The organism is Candidatus Methylomirabilota bacterium (genome assembly GCA_003104975.1).
Taxonomy (GTDB): Bacteria; Methylomirabilota; Methylomirabilia; order Methylomirabilales; family Methylomirabilaceae; genus Methylomirabilis.
The window spans coordinates 536850-559416 of sequence record PQAM01000008.1; the positions used below are offsets into that span (position 1 = coordinate 536850).

At 62.7% G+C, this 22567-nt stretch carries 21 protein-coding genes; 12 read left to right on the forward strand and 9 right to left on the reverse strand.

The annotated features are described in order from the left end of the window. Positions 1-10: 10 nt before the first annotated feature. The 4 genes from C3F12_06245 to C3F12_06260 are packed head-to-tail and all read right to left on the reverse strand — an operon-like array spanning position 11 to position 3481. Complete coding sequence (locus C3F12_06245) at positions 11-403, reverse strand: hypothetical protein (protein PWB47557.1); 393 nt, start codon at positions 401-403, stop codon at positions 11-13. Continuing rightward, complete coding sequence (locus C3F12_06250; protein PWB47558.1) at positions 400-2634, reverse strand: ATP-dependent RecD-like DNA helicase; 2235 nt, start codon at positions 2632-2634, stop codon at positions 400-402. Before C3F12_06250 ends, C3F12_06245 begins: the two co-directional genes overlap by 4 nt. A 25-nt stretch (positions 2635-2659) precedes the next feature. Continuing rightward, on the reverse strand, positions 2660-2863 hold the full coding sequence (iscX, locus tag C3F12_06255) for a Fe-S assembly protein IscX (GenBank protein ID PWB47559.1): 204 nt from the start codon (positions 2861-2863) through the stop codon (positions 2660-2662). A gap of 15 nt (positions 2864-2878) precedes the next feature. Further along, positions 2879-3481: a superoxide dismutase gene (locus tag C3F12_06260; protein PWB47560.1), complete on the reverse strand. Its 603-nt coding sequence runs from the start codon at positions 3479-3481 to the stop codon at positions 2879-2881. Positions 3482-3800: 319 nt separating this feature from the next. On the opposite strand from C3F12_06260, the gene C3F12_06265 reads away from it, so the two are divergent. Further along, positions 3801-4394: an iron-sulfur cluster assembly accessory protein gene (locus C3F12_06265; GenBank protein ID PWB47561.1), complete on the forward strand. Its 594-nt coding sequence runs from the start codon at positions 3801-3803 to the stop codon at positions 4392-4394. A 14-nt stretch (positions 4395-4408) separates the two neighbouring features. On the opposite strand, the gene C3F12_06270 is transcribed toward C3F12_06265, so the two are convergent. After that, positions 4409-5281, reverse strand: a complete 873-nt coding sequence (locus C3F12_06270) for a hypothetical protein (protein PWB47562.1) — start codon at positions 5279-5281, stop codon at positions 4409-4411. 2 nt (positions 5282-5283) lie between these two features. After that, the gene (locus C3F12_06275; protein ID PWB47563.1) at positions 5284-6549 is read right to left on the reverse strand and encodes a selenium-binding protein; all 1266 of its coding nucleotides are present in this window, start codon (positions 6547-6549) and stop codon (positions 5284-5286) included. Positions 6550-6684: 135 nt separating this feature from the next. On the opposite strand from C3F12_06275, the gene C3F12_06280 reads away from it, so the two are divergent. From C3F12_06280 to C3F12_06320, 9 genes are all read left to right on the forward strand, one after another. Beyond that, positions 6685-7176: a DNA-binding protein gene (locus C3F12_06280; GenBank protein ID PWB47564.1), complete on the forward strand. Its 492-nt coding sequence runs from the start codon at positions 6685-6687 to the stop codon at positions 7174-7176. Beyond that, positions 7173-7355 (forward strand): hypothetical protein, encoded by a 183-nt coding sequence (locus tag C3F12_06285; protein ID PWB47565.1) that lies wholly within the window; start codon positions 7173-7175, stop codon positions 7353-7355. The genes C3F12_06280 and C3F12_06285 overlap by 4 nt, the downstream gene beginning before the upstream one ends. A gap of 648 nt (positions 7356-8003) precedes the next feature. After that, the gene (locus C3F12_06290; protein PWB47566.1) at positions 8004-9947 is read left to right on the forward strand and encodes a permease; all 1944 of its coding nucleotides are present in this window, start codon (positions 8004-8006) and stop codon (positions 9945-9947) included. Positions 9948-10066: 119 nt separating this feature from the next. Next, positions 10067-10159 carry a K(+)-transporting ATPase subunit F gene (kdpF, locus tag C3F12_06295; GenBank protein PWB47567.1) on the forward strand — a complete coding sequence of 31 codons (93 nt, stop codon included), beginning with the start codon at positions 10067-10069 and terminating at the stop codon, positions 10157-10159. Continuing rightward, complete coding sequence (locus tag C3F12_06300) at positions 10156-11958, forward strand: potassium-transporting ATPase subunit KdpA (protein PWB47568.1); 1803 nt, start codon at positions 10156-10158, stop codon at positions 11956-11958. Before kdpF ends, C3F12_06300 begins: the two co-directional genes overlap by 4 nt. A gap of 17 nt (positions 11959-11975) precedes the next feature. Beyond that, positions 11976-14051 carry a K(+)-transporting ATPase subunit B gene (kdpB, locus tag C3F12_06305; GenBank protein PWB47569.1) on the forward strand — a complete coding sequence of 692 codons (2076 nt, stop codon included), beginning with the start codon at positions 11976-11978 and terminating at the stop codon, positions 14049-14051. A 19-nt stretch (positions 14052-14070) separates the two neighbouring features. Continuing rightward, entirely contained in the window at positions 14071-14640 is a 570-nt protein-coding gene (locus C3F12_06310; protein PWB47570.1) for a potassium-transporting ATPase subunit C, read from the forward strand. A gap of 31 nt (positions 14641-14671) precedes the next feature. Beyond that, complete coding sequence (locus C3F12_06315; protein PWB47571.1) at positions 14672-17365, forward strand: two-component system sensor histidine kinase KdbD; 2694 nt, start codon at positions 14672-14674, stop codon at positions 17363-17365. Positions 17366-17381: 16 nt separating this feature from the next. Next, positions 17382-18098 carry a DNA-binding response regulator gene (locus C3F12_06320; protein PWB47572.1) on the forward strand — a complete coding sequence of 239 codons (717 nt, stop codon included), beginning with the start codon at positions 17382-17384 and terminating at the stop codon, positions 18096-18098. A gap of 12 nt (positions 18099-18110) precedes the next feature. Here the strand turns inward: C3F12_06320 and C3F12_06325 are convergent, their stop codons facing one another. Further along, a complete protein-coding gene (locus tag C3F12_06325; protein ID PWB47573.1) occupies positions 18111-19043 on the reverse strand; it encodes an aminopeptidase in 933 nt (310 codons plus the stop codon). 45 nt (positions 19044-19088) lie between these two features. Here C3F12_06325 and C3F12_06330 point away from each other — a divergent pair, with 45 nt between their 5' ends. Continuing rightward, complete coding sequence (locus tag C3F12_06330; protein ID PWB47574.1) at positions 19089-19517, forward strand: hypothetical protein; 429 nt, start codon at positions 19089-19091, stop codon at positions 19515-19517. Between the two features lie 16 nt (positions 19518-19533). On the opposite strand, the gene C3F12_06335 is transcribed toward C3F12_06330, so the two are convergent. Beyond that, positions 19534-19983, reverse strand: a complete 450-nt coding sequence (locus C3F12_06335; GenBank protein ID PWB47575.1) for a D-tyrosyl-tRNA(Tyr) deacylase — start codon at positions 19981-19983, stop codon at positions 19534-19536. Positions 19984-20239: 256 nt separating this feature from the next. On the opposite strand from C3F12_06335, the gene C3F12_06340 reads away from it, so the two are divergent. Then, on the forward strand, positions 20240-21682 hold the full coding sequence (locus C3F12_06340) for an RNA helicase (protein ID PWB47576.1): 1443 nt from the start codon (positions 20240-20242) through the stop codon (positions 21680-21682). On the opposite strand, the gene C3F12_06345 is transcribed toward C3F12_06340, so the two are convergent. Then, positions 21641-22567: hypothetical protein (locus C3F12_06345; protein PWB47577.1), on the reverse strand; the 927-nt coding region annotated here is incomplete at its 5' end. The genes C3F12_06340 and C3F12_06345 overlap by 42 nt on opposite strands.

The following is a 22567-nucleotide window of genomic DNA, read 5'->3' on the forward strand; positions in this document are numbered from 1 at the left end:
CACCTCGGCCTCATTGCTTGTCGGTCTCCCACTCCTCCTGGCAGGGGGCGCAGCGCTGGGCGAAGGGGAGCGCCTGCAGGCGGGGGAGCGGAATCTCCTCGCCGCAGCCGCCGCAGCGGCCGTAGGTCCCGGCCTTGTGGCGCTGGATCGCCGCGTCGATCTGGGCTAAAAGCTGCTGCTGCTGAGCCACCATGGCCAGGCTGATGTTGCCCTCCGGCGCGGCCGCCCAGCCGTGCGAGCCCGGCGCATCCCGCATCTGCGACTCCTCCCGGCGTTCATGGAGCGCCTGGCGGATCCGCGCGGCAAGCTGCTCGCGCCGTTCGGTCAGCAGCGCCAGGATCTGCGCGCTCCTGGTTTCTGTGCCGGCTTCTGTCTGATTATTCGCGTTCACCAACAACCTCACTCGGAAAGCTGAAACGATAGTGCGGGTTCCTGGTCATTCGTCTGAAGGTGAGACGCCGACAGGCCCCTTTGCAGTCGAGCCACGAGGCCGGTGTAGCGCTGCTGGATCTTCTGATTTTTGACGGCGATGGCGAGCGCCTTTTTGGTGCCGACCAGGACGACCAGACGCTTGCCGCGCGTGATGGCGGTGTACAGGAGATTGCGCTGCAGCATGACGTAGTGGGTGGTGTGCACCGGAATGATCACCGCCGGATACTCGCTGCCCTGGCTCTTGTGGACCGTGACGGCGTAGGCGAGCACCAACTCATCCAGCTCGTTAAAATCATAGCTCACCTGGCGGTCGTCAAACCGCACAGTTACCTCGCGGTCCTCGTGATCGAGGTTCACGATCCGGCCGATGTCGCCGTTGTAGACGTCCTTGTCGTAGTTGTTCCTGATCTGCATCACCCGATCCCCGCGGCGATAGAGGCGGCCGGCGCGCAGCAGTTCCGGCCCGGACGGGTTCAGGAGCGCCTGCAGCGCTTGATTCAAAGCCATGGCGCCGATCGGGCCTTTTTGCATCGGGGTGAGGATCTGTAGCTCCTCCATCGGGTCTACGCGATGCCGTCCCGACAGGCCGCGCGAGGCCAGCTCCAGGATGGCCGTCTGGACCTCCTGGGGTTCCTGTTTGACCAGCAGGTAACAGTCGCTGCGTTCTCGCGCCTCCCAGTCGGCGCACGACGGCATCTCGCCCCCATTGATCCGGTGGGCATTGACCACAATCTGGCTCTCTCGGGCCTGCCGGAAGATCTCAGACAGCCGGATCACCGGTACGAGGCCCGACGCCATAATATCTCGGAGGACAGCACCGGGCCCCACCGATGGGAGTTGGTCGACGTCGCCCACCAGGATCAGGCCAGCGGCCGACGGGATGGCCTTCAGGAGCGAATTCATCAGCACCACGTCGATCATCGAGGCCTCATCGACGATCACCAGATCGGCCTCCAGCGGCCGGTGCTGGTCTCGCTTGAACCGGCCGTCCTTTGGGCTGAACTCCAGGAGTCGGTGGATGGTCTTGGCCTCTCGACCCGTGGCCTCGCTCATCCGCTTGGCCGCCCGCCCCGTAGGCGAGCAGAGGAGCATCCGACGATGCTTCTTGTCCGGGATCTGCAGGATGCATCGCAGGATGGTGGTCTTGCCGGTGCCGGGACCGCCGGTGATGACCAGCAGCTTTTGCTGGAGCGCCTGACGGATCGCCTCTTGCTGTTGCGCCGCCAGGTGCAGGCGGTTGCTTTGCTCGACCCAGAGGATGGCGCGTTCAATGTCGATGTCGGGAGGGGGCGCGCCGCCTTCCGCCAGCGTAAGCAGGCGCCGAGCGACCCCGTCCTCCGCGGCATGCAGCGGGGCGAGATAGACCGCCGTTCCCTGCGGCGCCGGTTCGCAGATGACCCGCTCGTCGCGTCGAAGCCGGTCCACCGCCTGCGTCACCAGCTCCTCGTCGACCTCCAGGATCCCGGCGCTCGCCTTTGTGAGGCCGTCACGCGGGTAGTAGACATGCCCCTCATCGGCCAGCTCATTCAGGACATGGATGACGCCGGCCTCTACCCGAAGGGGCGACTGCTTCTCGATCCCGATCGCCTGGGCGATGCGGTCGGCGGTCTTGAAGCCGATCCCATAGATGTCCTTGGCCAGCCGGTAGGGGTTTTCCTGGACGATAGCAATGGAGGATTTGCCGTAGGCCTTGAAGATCTTGGCGGCGTAGGCGGAGGAGACGCCATGGCCCTGCAGGAAGATCATCACCTCCCGGATCTCTTTCTGCTCTTCCCAGGCAGCCCGGATTCGCTGCAATCGGACCTCGCCGATCCCATCTACCGCAAGCAGGCGGGCAGGCTCCTCCTCGATGATCCGCAGGGTATCGGTGCCGAACGCCTCCACTAACCTTCTGGCGAAGACCGGGCCGATCCCTTTGATGAGGCCGGAACCCAAGTATTTCTCGATGCCGGCGAGGGTCGCAGGGGTGATGGTTTCGAACGCCTCGACCTTGAACTGTTCGCCGTATTTGGTGTGCTGGACCCACTCGCCGGTCAGCTTGAGGGTCTCGCCCGGTGTGACGGTTGGCAGGTTACCCACAATGGTGGCCAGGTCGCGGCGCCCCGACACCTGGAGCCTGGCCACCACATAGTGGTTCTCTTCATTGACATAGGTGATCCGCTCCAACGTCCCCTGGAGCGTGTCGTAAGACCGCGCAGGCATGACGGCGTCACTCCGACATGAGAGGTTAGCCGGTCACCTCCTCGTACCAGGCCATCTGAATCGCCTCTAATTTGGCCTCGGAGACGTGGTTGGGGTCGTCGTCGAAATCGGCGAGATCGGTGATCCACTTTTGCAGCGTTGTGAACGGGACCTCCAGGGGATCCTGCTCAGGGTGCGCCTGGATCAGCGCCTCGGCAATCTCATACGTATCGTCCCAATACAGGCTCATTGTTCCCGTCCGCTTTTACAAGGCCGCCTTCGGCGCATTGGCGTAGCGCTGTGCGACGGCCGACCAGTCGATCCCCTTGAAAAAGGTCTCGATGTAATCGGCCCGCTTCAGTCCGTAGTCGATCATAAAGGCGTGTTCAAATACGTCCATAATCAGCAGCGGGACGCCCCCGGCCAGATGACCGGTGTCGTGCTCGCCGATCCAGGCATTACACAGACGATCGGCAACCGGGTCCAGGTACAGGACGACCCAGCCGATCCCCCGCATCGTTCCCGTTGCCTTGAAGTCCTTCTGCCAGTTGTCGTACGACCCGAACTCGGCCGCGAGCCCCCGGTACAACTCCGAGCCAGAATCAGGACCCTTCCCACCCTTCACCATATTCCCGAAATAGTACTCATGCAAGCGCATTCCGTTGAATTCCCAGCCGAACCGCCGCTTCAGCTCTGCATATTCCGGCGTGCCGGCCTTACCGTCTTTGAGCATCTGGCTCAACGCATCGGCCAGCTTATTGGTATTCGCAACATACCCCTGATAGAGCGTAAAATGATTCTTCATGAGTGTATCGCTCATACCGTCTATCCCCAGCAGTTGCTCGTAATTTCGTGCCTCGTACGCCATTGACTACCCCTCCTTTGACGAACCGATATGATAGGTGAAGTGACGACACGCCTTCCTGAAAATAACCTGTCATTCAAGACCGGATCCGATCCAGGCCGGACTGCACCGCGCTAAGGCCGATATAGTATCGCAAAAGCGGAAAAAACAAAAGAGGCGCAAGTCAAGTCGCCATCGAGGCGAGGCTACATGGGATGATGGGATGAATGGATGCTTCGGGTTGACGCGGCGGGACTTTTGGGTCTACCATAGAACTATTCTCATGGTAGCGTAGCGCAATAGTCGCACAGGTCGGACATCAGGCCCAACAGGAAGGACGCAGATGCTTACGATCACCGAATCGGCAAAGAAGAAGATCCTTGAGCTGATGAAGGCGGAAAGCCAGTCGGATATCGGGGTACGTGTGATGGTGACCGGGGGAGGTCCGGGAAGCTTTCGCTATGGGCTCGGATTTATGGCCAACAAGGACAAAGGCACCGACGACACCGTGATCGATGCCGGCAGCTTCAAGGTCTACGTCGACGCCGAGAGCGCGCCCAAGCTTCAGGGCGCCACTGTGGACTTTATCGAGGGGGTCTATCAGAGCGGCTTCAAGATCGATAATCCCAACTCCGGGTGGAAGGATCCTGTCGCCGCGGCGGTCCAGCGGGTGATCGATACCCGAATCAATCCGGGGGTGGCCGCGCACGGCGGACACGTGACGCTGCTGGAAGTCAAGGACGGCATCGCCTACATCGCTTTCGGGGGCGGATGCCACGGCTGCGGGATGGCCGACATGACACTGAAGCAAGGGGTGGCCACGGCGATCCAGGAAGCGGTTCCCGAGATCCGCCAGGTCCTCGATACCACCGACCATGCAAGCGGCGCCAATCCCTACTACCGGGCAACCCAGAGCGGCGGCGCGTCGCTGGCCTGATCTGCCCGCGTCGGCTACTGTGCCTCCCGCTGGTTGGCATTCTTCTCGGCCAGCACCGTCCTGATGTCGTTCACCATCACCTGGGGAACCAGCGAGCCCGTACTGTAGATATTGCGAATCTGCCCCTCCTGATCTACCAGAAATACCTTCAGGACGTGACGGTATCGGCCGGTAAAGCGCCGCTCCTCGTCGTAGATCCTCGCTCGATCCTGCCCGTAGCTGTTCAGTACCGTCTTAAGAACCCGCTGTGACGGGGCCGTCAGCAGATGCCAGAATGACGACTCCGCCCCGAAGACGCGTCCGTATTTGGCAAGTTGCTTCGGCGTATCGCGTGCAGGGTCCAGGCTGATGGACAACAGGACGGCTTGGTTCTGAAGACCCTCGCGGCGCAGTTGCGCCTGGAGCTCTCGAAGTGCCATACCGGCCAGGGGACAGCCGAGCCGGTCCGGGCAAGCGGTATAGATAAAGCTGACGACGGCTACCTTGTCGCGCATAAGGGATGCGGTGTTGACTCGGTGTCCGGCGGCATCGATCAGGACGACCGGCGAAACGCGCGCGATGACCGGCAGGTCGTAGGTCCCGGCGGGCGGCGGGGTGAATTGAGGCGAGAAGACGCCCTGGATATAGGTCTCCTCCAATTCTGGGATCTGATGGGCTTCGGCTGTCCGGAGATCCAGCGCAAGGAAGGCCACCCCAACCCAGATGCCGCACGCTATCAACCAGTACCCCATGCGACACTTATCGTCATTGCGAGCGACCGAAGGGAGCGCGGCAATCTCACCGTAGTGGTCTTGAACGACTGTGAGATTGCTTCGGCTTCGCCTCGCAATGACGTGGACGGGGGACGTTCGGAGCAATGACCCAGGAGGACTTTCTGGGCAACGCATGGTTACTCCGGCCGGGCGCGTAGCGCCTTGCTCCCAAAGTTCATCAGGTGCGCCCGTCCTACCGAGTTGAAGTCGGTCGTGAACTTGTGTGTCAGCTTTCCATTCTCCCAGGCGTAGGCCTTCATCCAGTAGTCGCCCGGTTTGTCCCACTTCGAGAGGAGCGAGTTAGTGACATAGAGGCGCGTGCCGTCCCACGACTCGGAGACCATATTCGCCATCTCGCCTACCTTTACCTGCTCAACGAGCTTCGGCTCGAAGGGGTTGGCGATGTCATACACCCGCAACATCCCGTCCATGAACGATGCGACATAGAGCTTGCTGTCGTCCGGTGCGATACTGATATCGACCGGAAGGGTATCGCCGAGGTCGGTGACGGACCTGGCAGCCCAGGTCCGGTCATCCTGTTGGTGGATGAGCACGAGCTGGTGGGCAAGCGCCGTCGCCGTAAAGGCGTAGTAGTGATTCGGCTGGAGCGCCCAGCGCAGCTCCAGCGGCGCACCGGGGACCTGCAGGACCTGTAGCGGCTTGCGCGCGTGGAAGTCCCACACGACCACCGTATCGCCAAATGCCTTCATCGCCTCGGTATCCTTGACCAGTTCGCCGAGTGGCCGCATGAAATTCTTTTTGCCGGTGAAGGCGGAGGTCAGCATACGGTTCAGATTGATGTTGACCCGTACGTCATATCCGTACGGCGCCTCCTTCGGCATCCAGATCGTCCGGATGAAGCGCCCATCGTTGGTATATTCCGCCAGCCCTGTCCGGCCTGAGCCATCCGTTGTGTTGGAGAGCGCGGTGATCAGCATCCGTCCAGGCAGGGCGTAGAAGGTGTGGGGGCCGACCAGGCCACCCGTATCCTTGACGAAGCTCTTAATCGTCTTAATCAGCTTAGGTTTGGCCGGGTCGGACGCGACATCGAAGATAAAGATGTAGCTGTCGTCCAGCCCGCCGGCCCACAGATGCCGCCGATCGTCGGTAAAGCCGGCGTGGTGCGCCTCGTGCCGTCCCGGGACCGGCGCCCGATGGATGATCTGTCCGTAGCGCTTCGACTTCGGATTGACGTCAACGGTGACGAGGCTGTCGTTGCCGTCGCCTACCCCCTCGATCCCCAGCGTCCAGACATAGACATAGTCCTCCTGCCCGGTCACCTTTGGCAGGAAAGGCGACTGGCAGGTCTCATCGGCAAAAACTGTTCCAGCCGTCAATACGATGACTACGAGCCATATCATTCCGATCAAGCAAGAGTGCTGGACGACGCGTGTGTTTCTCATGTCGCTCCTCCGAGTATTGCCGCGCGTGGCCGTTACGCAGGTGAGTTCAGATCCGATGTCAAAACAGTCTTCAACTGACATGCTACCAGAAAGCGCGTCCTTAAACCAGAAGCCTGATCCGGATTCAATGAAGCGGTGAAGCGGAACCGCAGGCGCTTTCCCGATGATTTCATGTTCAGATTGACCGGTGACGAGTTCGGCGCCTTGACATCGCAAAGTGCGATATCAAAACTCGGCCGTGGAGGTCGACGGACGCCACCTTATGCTTTCACTGAGCACGGTGCGGTCATGGCCGCGAATATTCTGCGCAGCGAGCGGGCTGTCCAAATGAGTGTGTTCGTCGTGCGAGCGTTCGTCAAGATGCGGGCCATGCTTGCGACTCAAAAAGACTTGGCCCGGAAGCTGGCGGCCTTGGAGAAAACGCTGACCGAACGGCTGGACCTGCATGAACGGGCCATTACTGACATCATCCAGCAGATCATGTCTCTTCTCAGCCAACCATCGGTACCTGAGCCACCCGAGAAACGAATTGGCTTCCATGTGCGGGAAAGCCTTGCTCCCTATAATAAAAATAAACGCCGACGAACGTTTGGCGCAAGCCGAGCCAGCGGGAAGGTTAAGACATGACGCCGGAACAGAGGCAGGAGTTGATCCGTCTCCTTCAGGCGGGTGAGGAGATTTCGCCTGAGTGGGCGCGCGTGCTGTTTCCGCCAGAGAAGCGAACTCGCCACAACGATTTTACACCATTCAGTGTGCTTGGAAAAAAGGCGAGCACCCTATACGTAGCAACCCGACCAATCAGATGAGCACGACCGGACCTTGCTGCCTCCTCACCACTCCACCACTGTCAGAGAGTTGACCACTCCGTTTACCGAAACTACCGAGGTCCCGTTTTAGCTCGATGTAAAATGGGAGATCCTGTAGAGGCGATCATCCTTGGTGTGTGCGGAGCTTATCCCGCGGTTTCCCCCTGCCTGCGCGCACCGATACCGGTCATAGGAACTCCGGGGCTGCGGAATTTCGCTGCTTCTCCGAACTGATCTCGTTGGCTCAGGTTGTTACATTACATCTGGACATTGTTTGACAACATCAAACAATTGCAAGAATGTGTCTATGGTAGATCCGCAACAAAGGTTAGGTGGGTACTCGATGAGGGCGAACAGTGCCCAGAGAAAATCCGATCCATTCTCGCCTGGGAGTCGAGTTGGTCAGAAAGCTGACCGACGAGCTCTGCGATAGGCGACAAGCCAGTTTTTCCCGCCTCTTGATCGGCGTCAAACCGCCGACTGCCGACCAGCCGCTTTGATACTTTCTTGACGCTCCGGACGCCATTTTTGACAGTATTTTGATTTGACCCGGCTTTCACAGCGGCACTACGGTATGAGTAGCGGAAAGGGTTACGGGTGACGCTGTGGCGCTCGAACGGGAGCGGTTATCGAGGAGGCGGGGAGCCGATGCCTGGTGTCAAAAAAGAGACGGAATCCGGGATATTTCAACAGGTCGCGGAGTACGAGCCGCCGCGTTCGTGGCGCACCAGGCTGATCGGCCGCCCGCTGGCGAGTGCCGATGCGCCGCACCAGACTATCGGCAAGGCCGTCGGGCTGGCGGTATTTGCCTCCGACAACCTGTCATCTGTCGCATACGCGACCGACGAGATCCTATTCGTCCTGGCCGCGGCCGGGACCGCGGCCTTCGTCTATACCGTTCCGATCGCGCTCTGCATCATCGCGCTCCTGGTCATTCTTACTGTCTCGTATCGGCAGACGATCCATGCCTACCCGGGCGGCGGCGGCGCGTACATCGTTGCCCGTGACAATCTCGGCGAGCTTCCGGCTCAGACCGCCGGCGCGGCGCTGCTCACCGACTATATCCTGACGGTCTCCGTCTCGATCGCGTCGGGCGTCGCCCAGATCACCTCGGCCTACCCGGCCCTCTTCCCTTACCGGGTGATATTGTCCGTCGGGCTGGTGCTGTTCATGATGCTGATCAACCTGCGCGGCGTAAGAGAATCCGGCCTGGTCTTCGCCGGTCCCACCTACTTCTTTGTCATCATGCTGTTCCTGACGGTGGGAAGCGGTCTGGCACAGTTCCTGATGGGGAGCCTGGGTGCGGTGGACAACCCTCCCCCGCTCGACATCGTGCCTTCCATGCAATCGGCCACGCTCTTCTTACTCCTTCATGCCTTTTCGAACGGCACCACAGCCGTCACGGGTGTAGAGGCGATCTCCAACGGCGTCCAGGCGTTCAAGGAGCCACGCAGCCGGAATGCCGGGATCACCTTGATCTGGATGGCAGCGATCCTGGGCACACTCTTTCTCAGCATCTCCTTTCTGGCGCGGCAGATCGGCGCCATCCCGTCGGAGGCCGAAACCGTTATCTCGCAACTGGCGCGCACCACTCACGGGGGGCGTGGCCTGCTGTATCTCGCCACGATTGCGGCTACGACGCTCATCCTCATCATGGCGGCCAACACCTCGTTTGCCGATTTCCCCAGGCTCAGCGCCCTTATTGCAGGGGACGGCTTCCTGCCCCGTCAGTTGACATTTCGGGGGAGTCGGTTGGTCTACTCGCGGGGCATCGTGGCGCTTGCGCTGATCGCCTCACTCCTCATCGTACTGTTTCAGGCGAGCGTGACCGCACTGATCCCGCTCTATGCCATCGGTGTCTTCCTCTCCTTTACGCTTTCGCAGGCCGGGATGGCGCGCCGCTGGTGGAAGGCCGGCCGCCTCGCGCCCGGACAGGAGGTGCAGGAGCAGGGCTCGACGCTTCGCCATGAACGCCGTTGGGCCATGAAGATGGCGATCAACGGATTTGGCGCGTTCTGCTCGGCGGTAGTAATGCTGATCTTTGCGGCGACCAAGTTCCGGGAGGGGGCGTGGATCGTGATCCTGCTGATCCCGCTTCTTACGGCGATGTTCTTTATTATCCACCGTCACTATCGGGACCTGGCCGGGCACCTGTCGCTTGAGGAGTACGGCGCGGCCCCGCGCATTGCGCGACACCGTGTGATCATGCCGGTCAGCGGCGTCCATCGGGGGACGGTGATCGCGCTTCGCTACGCGCGATGCCTCTCCGACGATATCACGGCGGTCTACATCTCTATGGATCCGGTTGAGGCCGAGCGGGTGCGCCGAAAGTGGGAGATCTGGGGAGAGGGGGTCCGTCTGGTCGTCCTGGAGTCGCCCTATCGGCTCTTGCTGGAGCCGTTGCTGGGCTATATCGAGGCGATCGCCAGAAGCCGTCAACCGAACGAGACCATTACGATCGTCGTGCCGCAGTTTGTGCCCCGTCGCCGGTGGCAGAACCTGGTCCACAGCCAGACGGCCTTGTGGCTGCGAATGGCCCTGCTCTTTAAACGCGGGATTGTGATCACCGATGTCCCCTACCAGGTGGATTGAGCAGGCTGATGACCAAGGAGTGAGACGTGCTGGATCTGGTGTACCTGGGATTGACGGTCGGCCTGTTCGGGCTGTCGTGGGCGCTCATCAAGCTGTGTGAGCGTCTGTAGGAGGAACAGATGACATCACTCTATTGGTTGGGCGGGATCGTGGCCTTGGGCCTCTTGATCTACCTGGTGGTCGCGCTGCTCAAACCGGAGGTCTTCTCGTGACCGCAAACGGCTATCTGCAGGTGGGCCTGTACCTTGTGGTCCTGCTCGCCCTCGCGAAGCCGCTGGGCGTCTATATGGCCAGGGTCTATGAGGGCCGGTCGTTCGGCCTCGATCGGCTCCTGGGACCGCTGGAGCGATGGATCTACCGTCTCTCCGGCGTCCGTCCCGACGATGAGATGCACTGGCAGAGCTACGCATGGGCGATGATGCTGTTTAACCTTGTGGGGTTACTGGCAGTCTACATCCTCCAGCGCCTGCAGGGTCTACTGCCGCTCAACCCGCAGTCGTTCGGGCCGGTGTCGCCCGACTCGGCCTTCAACACTGCCGTCAGTTTTGCTACCAACACTAACTGGCAGGGCTACGGCGGTGAGACGACGATGAGCTATCTGACCCAGATGCTGGGGCTTACGGTCCAGAACTTCGTGTCGGCCGCGACGGGGATGGCGGTCCTCGTGGCCTTTATCCGCGGTCTGGCGCGCCGCTCAGCTCAAACCATCGGCAACTTCTGGGTGGACCTGACTCGCAGCACGCTCTACATCCTTCTGCCGCTCTCCCTCGTCCTTGCCCTGGCGCTCGTGTCGCAGGGGGTCGTACAGACGTTCGGATCGTATGCCAAGGTTGGTATTGTCCAGCCGACCAGCTATGAGCAGCCTGTCGCCGACCCAGACGGCAAGCCGGTCCTCGATGAGAAAGGTCAGCCGAAGACAAAGACGTCGACGTTGACCGAGCAGGTGATCGCGCTCGGCCCATCCGCCTCGCAGGTCGCTATCAAGCAACTCGGGACCAACGGCGGCGGCTTCTTTAACGCCAACTCAGCCCACCCCTTTGAGAACTCTACGCCGCTCTCGAACTTTCTCGAACTGCTGGCCATCCTCCTGATCCCCGCGGCCCTCTGTCACACCTTCGGGGTCATGGTCCAGGATACGCGACAGGGGTGGGCAGTGTTCAGCGCTATGACCATCATGTTCGTCGGACTCCTCGCCCTCTGCGTCGTCTCGGAGCAGGGCGGCAACCCCATACTCAGCAGGCTGGAGATCGATCAGACGGCAAGCGAACTTCAGGCCGGCGGCAACATGGAAGGGAAGGAGGTCCGCTTCGGGATTGTCGGCTCCGCCCTCTGGACGACGGCCACAACCTCGGCCTCCAACGGCTCAGTAAACGCCATGCACGACTCCTTCACGCCGCTGGGCGGCCTCGTGCCGATGTGGCTGATCCAGCTTGGGGAAGTGATTTACGGCGGCGTCGGCTCGGGGCTGTACGGGATGCTGGTCTTCGCCATCATCGCCGTCTTTGTGGCGGGGCTCATGGTGGGGCGCACCCCCGAATATCTGGGGAAGAAGATCGAGGCCTACGAGATGAAGATGGCCTCGCTGATCATCCTGATCCCGCCCGCCATCGTGCTGCTCGGCACCGCGGTCGCGGTCGTCACCGGCAGCGGCAGGGCCGAGATTCTCAATCCCGGACCCCACGGCTTCAGTGAGATCCTGTATGCCTTCTCGTCGGCGGGCAACAACAACGGTAGCGCCTTCGCCGGTCTCAACGCCAACACCCCCTTTTACAATACCTCGCTTGGGATTGCGATGTTCTTCGCCCGATACTGGTTGGCCATCCCGACCCTGGCTATCGCGGGATCGCTGGCCGCTAAGAAGTTAGTCCCGCCGGGGGCCGGAACGCTCCCAACCCACACGCCCCTCTTTGTGGTGTTGCTGATCGGTGTTGTGGTCATCGTGGGGGCGCTCACCTTCATCCCTGCGCTGGCGCTGGGACCGATTGTTGAGCATCTCATGATGCGCTCGTAGGAATTGGAGAGGTCGATATGGCTACTCGACGTCAAGGCCGTCCGCTGCTCGATTCCGCCATCGTGCGTCAGGCGGTGATAGACGCCTTCCGCAAGCTCAGCCTGCGACGCCAGGTGCGCAACCCGGTGATGTTCGTCGTGTATGTGGGTTCCATCCTGACGACGCTGCTGTTCATTCAGGCGCTGTTGGGTTCTGGCGAGGCGCCGACCGGATTTATTCTGACGGTCTCGCTCTGGCTCTGGTTCACGGTGCTCTTTGCCAACTTCGCCGAGGCGATGGCGGAGGGGCGGGGCAAGGCGCAGGCGGCCTCGCTGCGGAAGGCGCGGCGTGACGTTCAGGCCAAGCGCCTGGCGCGTCCCGAGCGGGGCGCCGAGTACGAGGCGGTGCCGGCCACGGCGCTTCGGAAGGACGACGTGGTCCTGGTGGAGGCGGGCGATACCATTCCGGCCGACGGCGAGGTGATCGAAGGGATCGCCTCGGTGAACGAGGCCGCTATTACGGGCGAAAGCGCGCCGGTCATCCGCGAGAGCGGAGGCGATCGCAGCGCGGTGATGGGCGGGACCCAGATCCTGTCCGACTGGCTGATCGTGCGGATCGCGGTGAACCCCGGCGAGGCCTTCCTGGACCGGATAATCGCGCTGGTAGAGGGGGCCAAACGCCAGAAGACCCCCAACGAGATCGCCCTGGACATTCTCCTGGCCGCCCTGACGATTATCTTCCTGCTGGCGACGGCGACGCTGTTACCGTTCTCGCTCTTCAGCGTCCAGGCGGCCGGGCAGGGGAGTCCCGTAACGGTAACGGTCCTGGTGGCACTACTGGTCTGCCTGATCCCGACCACCATCGGCGGGCTGCTCTCCGCCATCGGGATTGCCGGGATGGACCGGATGATCCAGGCGAACGTCATTGCCATGTCGGGCCGGGCGGTGGAGGCGGCGGGCGACGTGGATGTCCTGCTGCTGGACAAGACCGGCACCATTACCCTCGGCAACCGTCAGGCCGCCGCACTATTGCCGGCGGAAGGCGTAGGCGAGCGGATCCTGGCGGATGCCGCCCAGCTCGCCTCGCTTTCGGATGAGACGCCGGAGGGCCGCTCCATCGTCGTCCTGGCCAAAGAGAAGTACGGGATCCGAGAGCGCGACGTTGCCGCCCTCGGCGCCACCTTCATCCCGTTCACGGCCCAGACGCGAATGAGCGGGGTGAATCTCAACGGCCGAGAGATCCGCAAGGGCGCCGTCGACGCCATCGAGGTCTATGTGCGAGGTCTTGGGGGAAAATTCCCTGGCGACGTCCGCGCCAAGGTGGACCTGATCGCCAAGCAGGGCGGGACGCCTCTGGTGGTGACCGACGGCGCGCGCGTGCTGGGCGTCGTGCAGCTCAAAGATATCGTCAAGGGGGGCATTAAGGAGCGGTTTCTGGAACTGAGGGGGATGGGGATTAAGACGATTATGATTACCGGCGACAACCCATTGACGGCGGCCGCCATCGCGGCGGAGGCGGGGGTGGACGAGTTCCTCGCGGAGGCGACGCCAGAGGCGAAGCTCACGCTGATCCGTGACCTGCAGGCGCTGGGCCGACTGGTGGCAATGACGGGCGACGGGACCAACGACGCCCCGGCGCTGGCCCAGGCGGATGTGGCCGTCGCGATGAATACCGGGACGCAGGCGGCCAAAGAGGCCGGGAACATGGTGGACCTCGACTCCAACCCGACTAAGCTCCTGGAGGTAGTGGCGACGGGCAAGCAGATGCTGATGACGCGGGAGGCGCTGACGACCTTCAGTATTGCCAATGATGTCGCTAAATACTTCGCCATCATCCCGGCAGCCTTCGCTACCACCTACCCTGCCCTGGGCGCGCTGAACATTATGCGGCTTGCTACGCCAGCCAGCGCGATCCTCTCGGCCGTCATCTTCAACGCACTGATTATCATTGCACTGATCCCGCTGGCGCTTCGCGGGGTACGCTACCGGCCGATCGGGGCGGCGGCGCTGTTGCGGCGCCACCTCTGGATCTATGGAGTGGGGGGCGTCATTGTGCCGTTTCCCGGCATCAAACTGATTGACCTGATCCTTACGGCCCTCGGGCTGGGGTCGTGAGGACAGGGGAGATATAAGTATGCTGACTCAACTTCGACCGGCGCTCGTGGTGCTCATGCTCTTTACGATCCTGACAGGGGTTGCCTATCCGCTCCTCGTGACCGGGATTGCCCAAGGACTCTTTTCAAGCCAGGCGAATGGCAGCCTGATCGTGGAGGACGATAAGGCTGTCGGCTCTGCCCTCATTGGCCAGTCCTTCGACGACCCCAGGTATTTGTGGGGACGGCCCTCGGCCACCGCACCGTTTCCGTACAATGCCGCCTCCTCATCAGGCTCGAATCTCGGGCCGACCAACGAGGCATTGCGCGAGGCCGTGAAGAGGCGCATCGAGGCGCTGGGGGCGGCCGACCCGGATAACCCGGCCCCCGTCCCCGTCGACCTGGTGACAGCGTCTGCGAGCGGCCTCGACCCGCACATCAGCCCGGCTGCGGCGTTCTACCAGGTACGGCGCGTGGCGCGGGCACGCGGGCTCGACGAGGCGGCCGTACGGCGCTTGGTTGAGGCGCAGATCGAGCCTCGACTGCTGGGCGTCCTGGGCGAGCCGCGAGTCAACGTGCTACAATTAAATCTCGCATTGGATGCTATGTGATAGCACCGATAACCTGTGAGTGGTCATTGTCATGCCCGAACATCGACCTGACCCTGAGACGCTGCTGGCGCGCGTGAAGGCGGAAGAGGCGCGCGAAAGGCGCGGCAAACTGAAGGTCTTCCTGGGCGCGGTCGCGGGTGTCGGCAAGACCTACGCGATGCTGGAGGCCGCGCACGAGGCGCGCGCCGAGGGCGTCGACGTCGTGGTCGGCTGGGCGGAGACCCACGGTCGGCCTGAGACCGAGGCGCTCATCGAGGGGCTCAAAATGCTCCCGCCTCGCCGCCTTGAGTATCGCGGTGCCACCCTCGCCGAGTTCGACCTGGATGGCGCGCTCGCCCGCCGCCCCACACTGATCCTGGTCGATGAGCTGGCGCACACCAACGCGCCAGGAGCGCGGCACACCCGGCGCTGGCAGGACGTCATGGAACTGCTGGAGGCCGGCATCCATGTCTATACCACCCTCAACGTTCAGCACCTCGAGAGCCTCAACGACGTCGTGACCAAGATCACCGGGGTGCCGGTGCGTGAAACGGTCCCCGATTCTGTCCTTGACGCGGCCGATGAGATCGAACTGATCGACCTGCCCCCCGACGACCTGCTGCAGCGTCTCAAGGAGGGTAAGGTCTACGTCCCGGAGCTGGCAAAGGAGGCGATCGCACATTTCTTCCGAAAAGGCAATCTGATCGCCCTCCGAGAGCTGGCGCTGCGGCGTACGGCCGACCGTGTCGATGCGGAGATGCGCGCGTATATGCGCGACCAGGCCATCCCGACGACCTGGCCCGTTACGGAGCGCCTGATGGTTCTGGTCAGCCCGAGTCCCCATGCCGCCCAAACGGTCCGGGCCGCCAAACGGATGGCGGCGGCGCTGCGAGCGGAATGGATCGCGGTCTACGTCGAGACCCCCGCGCATGCGCGGCTGAACGAGGCGGACCGCAGGCGCGTCGGCGAAACGCTTCGGCTGGCGGAGACGCTGGGGGCCGAGGCGGTCACCTTAAGCGGGTTGCAGGCCAATGAGAGCGAGGAGGTCCTGCGCTACGCCAAGCAGCGCAATGTTACCAAGATTATCCTGGGCAAGCCGACCCGCTCGTTGTGGAGGCGGATCACGGCGGGCTCCATCGTGGACGCCCTCATACGCGGCAGCGGCGACATCGACATCTACGTCATCAGCCGGGAGGCGGTCCCTCAGAAGCCAGTGGCCCGGAGAAGCCCTGCCCGCGAGCCCGATTGGCCCGCCCACGGGCGCGCCGCTGCGGTGGTCGCGCTCTGCACTGCTGTGGCGTGGGCGATGTTTCCATACTTTGACTCCTCCAATCTCATCATGGTGTATCTGCTCGGGGTCACCGCTGTCGCCGCTCGCTCCGGACCCGGTCCCTCGGCCCTCGCGTCGGTCCTGAGTGTCGCGGCCTTCGATTTCTTCTTCGTACCTCCCCACCTCACCTTTGTGGTGGCCGATGCCCAATACCTCGTCACCTTTGCGGTCATGCTGGTGGTGGCGTTGGTTATCAGCGGGCTGACGGTACGCATCCGTGCGCACGCAGAGCTGGCGCGCCAGCGGGAACGACGGACCGCGGCGCTGTACGCGCTGAGTCGGGAGCTGGCCGGCACGCGAGGCGTGGACAATCTGTTACGGGCGGCAGGCCGGCATATCGCTGAGACCTTTGGCGGCTACGTGGCTGTGCTGCTACCCGAGGCGGACGGTCACCTCAGCCTTCAAACGGCGCTTTCCGGCCAGTTCGAGATAACCAGCTCAGAGCTGGGGGTGGCCCAGTGGGTATACGAGCATGGGCAGATGGCCGGGCAGGGCACATCAACGCTGCCGGGAGCCAAGGCGCTCTACCTCCCGTTGATGGCGTCGCAGGGGGCGCTTGGCGTGCTGGGGCTGCGGCCGTCGGAGCCCGATTCGCTGCAGGCGCCCGAGCAGTTGCACCAGCTTGAGACCTTCACCAATCAGACCGCCTTGGCGCTGGAGCGTACCCGGCTGGCCGAGGCTGCGCAGGAGGCCCAGATACGGGCGGAGGCAGAGCGGCTGCGCAGCTCGCTCCTAAGCTCGGTCTCCCACGATCTCAGGACGCCGCTGGCCTCCATCACCGGGGCGGCCAGCAGCCTGCTGGAAGGTGAGACGAGGCTCGATGCGGCGACCCGGAACGAGCTACTGGAGACGCTCTCTGAGGAGGCCGAGCGCCTGAACCGCCTGGTGAGCAACCTGCTCGATATGACGCGGCTCGATTCCGGAACGTTGCAGGCCAAAAAAGAGTGGCATTCGCTGGAAGACATCGTCGGGGTCGCACTGGGCCGCCTGGCGAAGTCGTTGGGCGACAGGCCGGTGTTTACGCGACTGCCGCCCGACCTCCCCCTCGTCCCGATCGACGATATCCTGGTGGAACAGGTCCTGATCAATCTACTGGACAACGCCATCAAGCACACGCCCGATGACGGTCGCCTGGAGATCGCGGCATGGGCCGAGCCGGAAGCGGTCACCGTCGAGGTGACGGACCGCGGTCCGGGGCTTCCGCCTGGAGACGAAGAGCGGGTGTTCGACAAATTCTATCGTGGGCCGGGGCTCGCTTCGCGCGGGGCCGGGCTCGGACTGGCTATCTGCCGGGGGATCGTGGAGGCGCACGGCGGCCGCATCTGGGCCGAGAATCGTCCGGAGGGCGGCGTGGCGTTCCGCTTCACCATCCCCCAGACTGGCACGCCTCCGAAGTTGGGAGATTTTGATGACTGATCTGCCGGAAGGTGCGATGTCGGCGGTAGAGACGCCCGATGAGGGCGGCCCAGCTGTTGTCCTCATCGAGGACGAACGGCCGATTCGACGCTTCCTCCGTGCCAGCCTGGAAAGCCAGGGGTATCGGCTGTTTGAGGCGACCACCGGCGAGGAGGGCCTGGCGCAGGTGGCCGTGCGTCAGCCTGACGTTGTCATCCTCGACCTTGGCCTGCCCGACATCGACGGCCTCGAGGTCATCCGACGGCTGCGGGAGTGGAGTGCCGTGCCGATTGTTGTGCTCTCGGCGCGGGGGCAGGAACGCGACAAGATCGCGGCCTTGGATGCGGGCGCCGACGACTATGTGAGCAAGCCGTTCGGGGTCGGCGAACTGCTGGCCCGCATCCGGGTGGTCCTGCGACACGCGGCGCGCAATCCGAATGAGGCGGCCGAGTCCCACTTCGCCGCAGGAAAGCTGCAGGTGGACCTTGGGCTGAGACGGGTGACGGTCGAGGGGCGGGAGATCCACCTGACCCCGATCGAGTATCGACTGCTGACGACGCTTATTCGCTATGCGGGGAAGGTGGTCACCCAACAGCAGTTGCTGAAGGAGGTCTGGGGTCCGCATCAGACCGAGCAACCGCACTACCTGCGGGTCTACGTTGCCCAGCTTCGGCGCAAGCTCGAGGCCGACCCCGCGCGACCGCGCTATCTGCTGACCGAGCCCGGTGTGGGCTATCGGTTCGCATCGGACTAGCCGAAAAGGCGGCTACGTCTGGTCGTTATCCAGACCGCCAACAGCCAGCGTTGCAAAAGTCTCTGCGAGCCCCTCCGTTACGCGGGTAAACGCCGGATACGTCAGCGTGTCTGGGGTATCGTGGCGGGTATGGTAGTAGGGATTGCGGTACAGGGCCGTGTCGGTGACCATGATGGCACGGTAGCCCCGCCGCCAGAAAGCCCAGTGATCACTCCAGGCAACCCCAGGGACAAAGCGGGTCGTTGCAATGTGTTCGAGCGGAAAGTCGGAGGCGTGACGGAACGCCTGCACCGCGCGGCGCATCAGGGCGCGCGAGCGAAAGTCGGAGACGAAGGTGATAAAGTTGCCCTGGCGGGGATAGAAGAACTGGAACAGGGGCGGGTAGTGCTGGCTGCCGCGCTCATTCCGGTAGTACCCGATGGCCTCCACCGAGACCATCGCCCGAATTGCATCGCCGCGCGCCCGTACCGCCTTGGCATAGACGACGCTTCCTTGCCGCCGTGTCAGGAAGAACGGCGGCTCCTCATTGACGAAGGCGACGAAGCGCACGGTGATCGCCGGCGTCAACTCGGCGAACAGTCTGGACAACTCCAACATAGCAGCGACCCCGCTGCCGTTATCGTCGGCGCCCGGACTCCCCCGTACCGAGTCGTAGTGGGCGCCGATCAGCAGGATCTCGTAGGGCCGCACGCAGCCCGGTCGGTTGACCTCCAGGTTGGCGCACTCGCCGCCGGATACGGTGTACCGGTATGGGATAACCTGATAGCCTTGGCTGTGCCACTCCTCCTGGATGTACTCGGCGGCGGCACGCAGCGCCCCCGGATGAAAGACATTACGCTCGCCGATGTCACCGGCGAGGTGCTCGACGTGGGCCCGGAGGCGCTCAGGTGAGACCTGTTGGGCAATACTGACGGTCCCAAGGGCTGGCTTTGGTGTATGCGACATGGTAGTATTGTTTGGTGAAGTCAGATCGCTCCGGTCTTGTTTCTGATGGAGCTGGGCGCATCGTTACTGTTCCCTATTGATATCTTATTTCATACGGAAGAAGATGTCGAGACAACTGTCGATGGGAGGACCGAGATGAGACAGATCGCGGTATTGGCTATTGCACTGCTTCTGATCGGATACAGCATCCCAAGCTGGGCCGCATCAGAATCGAGCAGATCACACAGTACACTCAGGCAGGTTGGTACAGGGGTCGGGAGCGCCGTAGGAACAATGGTGTATTTCCCGTTCAAGGCGGCCTTCTGTATTCTGGGCGGGCTGGCAAGCGGCGTAACCTTGGCGGTTGCAGGGTCCGAACAGGCCGGAAGGGTGGCCGATACCGCCTGTCGAGGGACCTGGACGATTACGCCGGCGATCGTCGCAGGCGAGGAGCCGGTCTACTTTGTAGGTAACCCCTCTGGTGCCCGGCGGTAAAGAGGGTACGGCTGCATTAGAAAAGCTTGTGGCTGTCCAGCAGAATCGTGACCGGGCCATGGTTGGTTGCGGAGACCTCCATCAGGGCGCCGAATTCGCCCGTCTTGACCGATAGTCCGCGCGTTCGCAGGCTTTCGCACAGATATTCGATCAGCCGTCGAGCGGCCTCCGGCTGCATCGCCTGGTCAAAGGAAGGCCGTCGGCCTTTCCGGCCGTCGCCGTATAGCGTGAACTGACTTACCGCCAGTACCGAGCCGCCCGCGTCTCTCACCGAGCGGTTCATCTTTCCAGCCTCATCTTCAAAGATCCGGAGTTCCGCGATCTTGGCGACAATATAGTTCGCGTCGGCCTCCATGTCGTCCTTACCGACCCCGACCAGCACCAGCAGCCCGTGGCCGATGGCCGCGATCGTCTGCCCCGCCACGGCGACTGTCGCCTCGCTCACCCGTTGTACGACCGCCCGCACAGTACCTCCGCGCTTTCTCCTTGTCGCGTTACACGAAGCATGTTATAGTGCATAAATATTGCAGTCACGAGATTGATCGAGGCCTCGACGCGGCCCCGATGTATTGTCGAGCTGGAACCCTCACTTCCGCACGGCGACTTCTCTTCCGGCGATCCCACCGTCACCTTACGTATGCCGACCGGACACACAGCACCAGGGCGCGTTGTCCATTACGGAACAGGCGCACCCAAAGACAGTACACAGCACAAGGAGAATTATGTCGTTTTCGTCATTAAAGCTCAACGCGAACCTGCTGAAGGCCACTCACAATATGGGGTTTGAACACCCGACACCGATCCAGCGTCTCGCTATTCCGCCCCTTCTGGATGGCCGGGACGTCATGGCTACCGCCGTGACCGGGAGCGGTAAAACCGCTGCGTTCCTGCTGCCCATCCTCCACCGCCTCATAGAGAAGCCCAAGGGAACCACAAGGGCGCTCGTTCTGGCGCCCACGCGGGAGCTCGCGGCGCAGATCTCGGACCACCTCCACGATCTTGCCGCGCACACCCCCCTGAAGGGCGCCGCAGTGTACGGAGGCGTATCTATGACGCCCCAGGAGGGCGCATTCCGCAGAGGTGTGGACGTTCTGATCGCTACCCCCGGCCGGCTGCTCGATCACCTTCAATACCCGTATGCGCGTCTGAGCGGTATCGAGCACCTCGTGCTTGATGAGGCGGATCGTATGCTCGACATGGGCTTCCTGCCCGACATCCGTCGCATCCTGCAGCGCGTCCCCAAGCAACGGCAAACGCTGCTCTTTTCGGCGACGTTGCCGCCGCCCATTCTGGAACTTGCGGGCGACATGTTGCACAATCCGGTCTGTCTGAATATCGAGCGGAAGGCGGCGCCGGCGTCGGGAATCACCCATGTGGCCTACCCCGTCCCACAGGAACTGAAGTCTACCCTCTTTCTGGAACTGGTGAAGACCAGCGCATCCAAGCATGTCCTGGCCTTTACCCGCACCAAGCACCGGGCCGATCGGCTTGCCGGATTTCTGGAAAAGCACGGCGTCACCTGCGCCAGGATTCATGGGAACCGCAGTCAGGCGCAGCGGACTGAGGCCCTGTCCGGCTTCAAGAGGGGACGGTGTCGTGTCCTGGTGGCGACCGATATCGCCGCGCGCGGCATCGATGTCGAGGCGCTGGGACTTGTCGTAAATTTCGACGTCCCGTCTCTGCCGGAAGACTATATCCACCGAGTCGGACGTACCGGACGCAAGGAAGCCACGGGCGATGCCTACACCTTGGTCTCGCCGAACGAAGAGGCCGATCTCCGCGCCATCGAGCGCAGCATCGGTACACGTCTGCCGCGTCAGAAGGTTCAGGGTTTTAATTACGCAACCGCACCCGCTGAGCGCTTTGAGATCCCCATCGTTGAGCGTATTGCCGCCATCCGCACGCGCAAAGCGGAGGAGCGGGTTCGGGCGAAGGCGAACGCCGCGCGCCGCGCGGCACAAGGGACCCTCGCGGGTCTTGCAGGAAACGGGACCGTACGACAGCATCCCACACCCAACCGTCCAGTTCACCCAAGCCGCTGGGCCGGAAAACCGGTTGCGGGGCAATCCTTCCGCCGACCGGCTGCAGCGCGCTCGAACGGGAAGACCGACTATGTCCGTCGGTCAGGGGGATACGGAAAAAGGGTGACTGACCAGAACCCATAAGTCCCCTGGGTCGAGGCGACCGTCAGCGAGGGCGCCGAGCCTGGCTAACGCGGCGAATGCCGTGTACTGGCCCGGGGCCTCGGTTCCCGAGAACGGGAATGCAACAAAACGGTCGTCTTCAAAGAGGAGACCGGTGGGAACGAGCACGCTCGCTAGAAGCGGCGGGAACGTACTGGCGTCGCCTGAGAGTGAAGAGATGACGCCCACCGGTGGGTCCAAATTCGTCAGGAAAAACACCGTCGTGCCGTCGGGCAGCACCGCGCCGACATAGGCGTCCGTCGAGAACGCCGGTCCACCGTTCTGCAGCCGCACCGACATCACCAACGTTTCTCCCGCGTGGAAGGTCTCCTGATTCAGGTCGATGGTCAGCACCGGCGCCGCCGGATTGACCATGCGGTACACGGTCCCCGTCAGATCCACCACATACAACTCGCCGGCTTCGTCCTCGCCGAAGGATGAGATCAGCAGGGGGGTATCGAGCAGGACGGTCTGCACCCCCCCGCTGAGCAGCAGCAGCTCCCCGCTGCAGAAGTCGCCGAACAGATAGCTCCCCACCGGCAGCGTCGAGGCATGCCCCCGGTAGACGTAGCCGCCGGTGATCGAGCAGCGCGCGCCGACGTGCGCATACTCGGCGATCGGCGGCACGAAGCCGCCCTCACCGCAGCGGGCCGGATCGTTAGTCGTGCAGTGGGTCCCCTCAAACACCCGCCAGCCGTAGTTGCCACCAAGCGTCACCAGATCGACCTCTTCGAACGCGCCCTGCCCCACATCCCCCACATAGAGCTCGCCCGTCGCCCGGTCGAAGGCAAACCGCCACGGGTTGCGCAGGCCCAGCGCATAGATCTCATCCCGCCCAGGGATCGCGCCGACGAAGGGGTTGTCCGG

Bases quoted from the DNA above. Each gene is read 5' to 3' on its own strand.
- C3F12_06250 (PWB47558.1), bottom strand. From the start codon at position 2,634: ATGCCTGCGCGGTCTTACGACACGCTCCAGGGGACGTTGGAGCGGATC.
- iscX (PWB47559.1), bottom strand. From the start codon at position 2,863: ATGAGCCTGTATTGGGACGATACGTATGAGATTGCCGAGGCGCTGATC.
- C3F12_06260 (PWB47560.1), bottom strand. From the start codon at position 3,481: ATGGCGTACGAGGCACGAAATTACGAGCAACTGCTGGGGATAGACGGT.
- C3F12_06265 (PWB47561.1), top strand. From the start codon at position 3,801: ATGCTTACGATCACCGAATCGGCAAAGAAGAAGATCCTTGAGCTGATG.
- C3F12_06270 (PWB47562.1), bottom strand. From the start codon at position 5,281: ATGCGTTGCCCAGAAAGTCCTCCTGGGTCATTGCTCCGAACGTCCCCC.
- C3F12_06275 (PWB47563.1), bottom strand. From the start codon at position 6,549: ATGAGAAACACACGCGTCGTCCAGCACTCTTGCTTGATCGGAATGATA.
- C3F12_06285 (PWB47565.1), top strand. From the start codon at position 7,173: ATGACGCCGGAACAGAGGCAGGAGTTGATCCGTCTCCTTCAGGCGGGT.
- C3F12_06290 (PWB47566.1), top strand. From the start codon at position 8,004: ATGCCTGGTGTCAAAAAAGAGACGGAATCCGGGATATTTCAACAGGTC.
- kdpF (PWB47567.1), top strand. From the start codon at position 10,067: ATGACATCACTCTATTGGTTGGGCGGGATCGTGGCCTTGGGCCTCTTG.
- kdpB (PWB47569.1), top strand. From the start codon at position 11,976: ATGGCTACTCGACGTCAAGGCCGTCCGCTGCTCGATTCCGCCATCGTG.
- C3F12_06310 (PWB47570.1), top strand. From the start codon at position 14,071: ATGCTGACTCAACTTCGACCGGCGCTCGTGGTGCTCATGCTCTTTACG.
- C3F12_06315 (PWB47571.1), top strand. From the start codon at position 14,672: ATGCCCGAACATCGACCTGACCCTGAGACGCTGCTGGCGCGCGTGAAG.
- C3F12_06320 (PWB47572.1), top strand. From the start codon at position 17,382: ATGTCGGCGGTAGAGACGCCCGATGAGGGCGGCCCAGCTGTTGTCCTC.
- C3F12_06325 (PWB47573.1), bottom strand. From the start codon at position 19,043: ATGTCGCATACACCAAAGCCAGCCCTTGGGACCGTCAGTATTGCCCAA.
- C3F12_06330 (PWB47574.1), top strand. From the start codon at position 19,089: ATGGAGCTGGGCGCATCGTTACTGTTCCCTATTGATATCTTATTTCAT.
- C3F12_06340 (PWB47576.1), top strand. From the start codon at position 20,240: ATGTCGTTTTCGTCATTAAAGCTCAACGCGAACCTGCTGAAGGCCACT.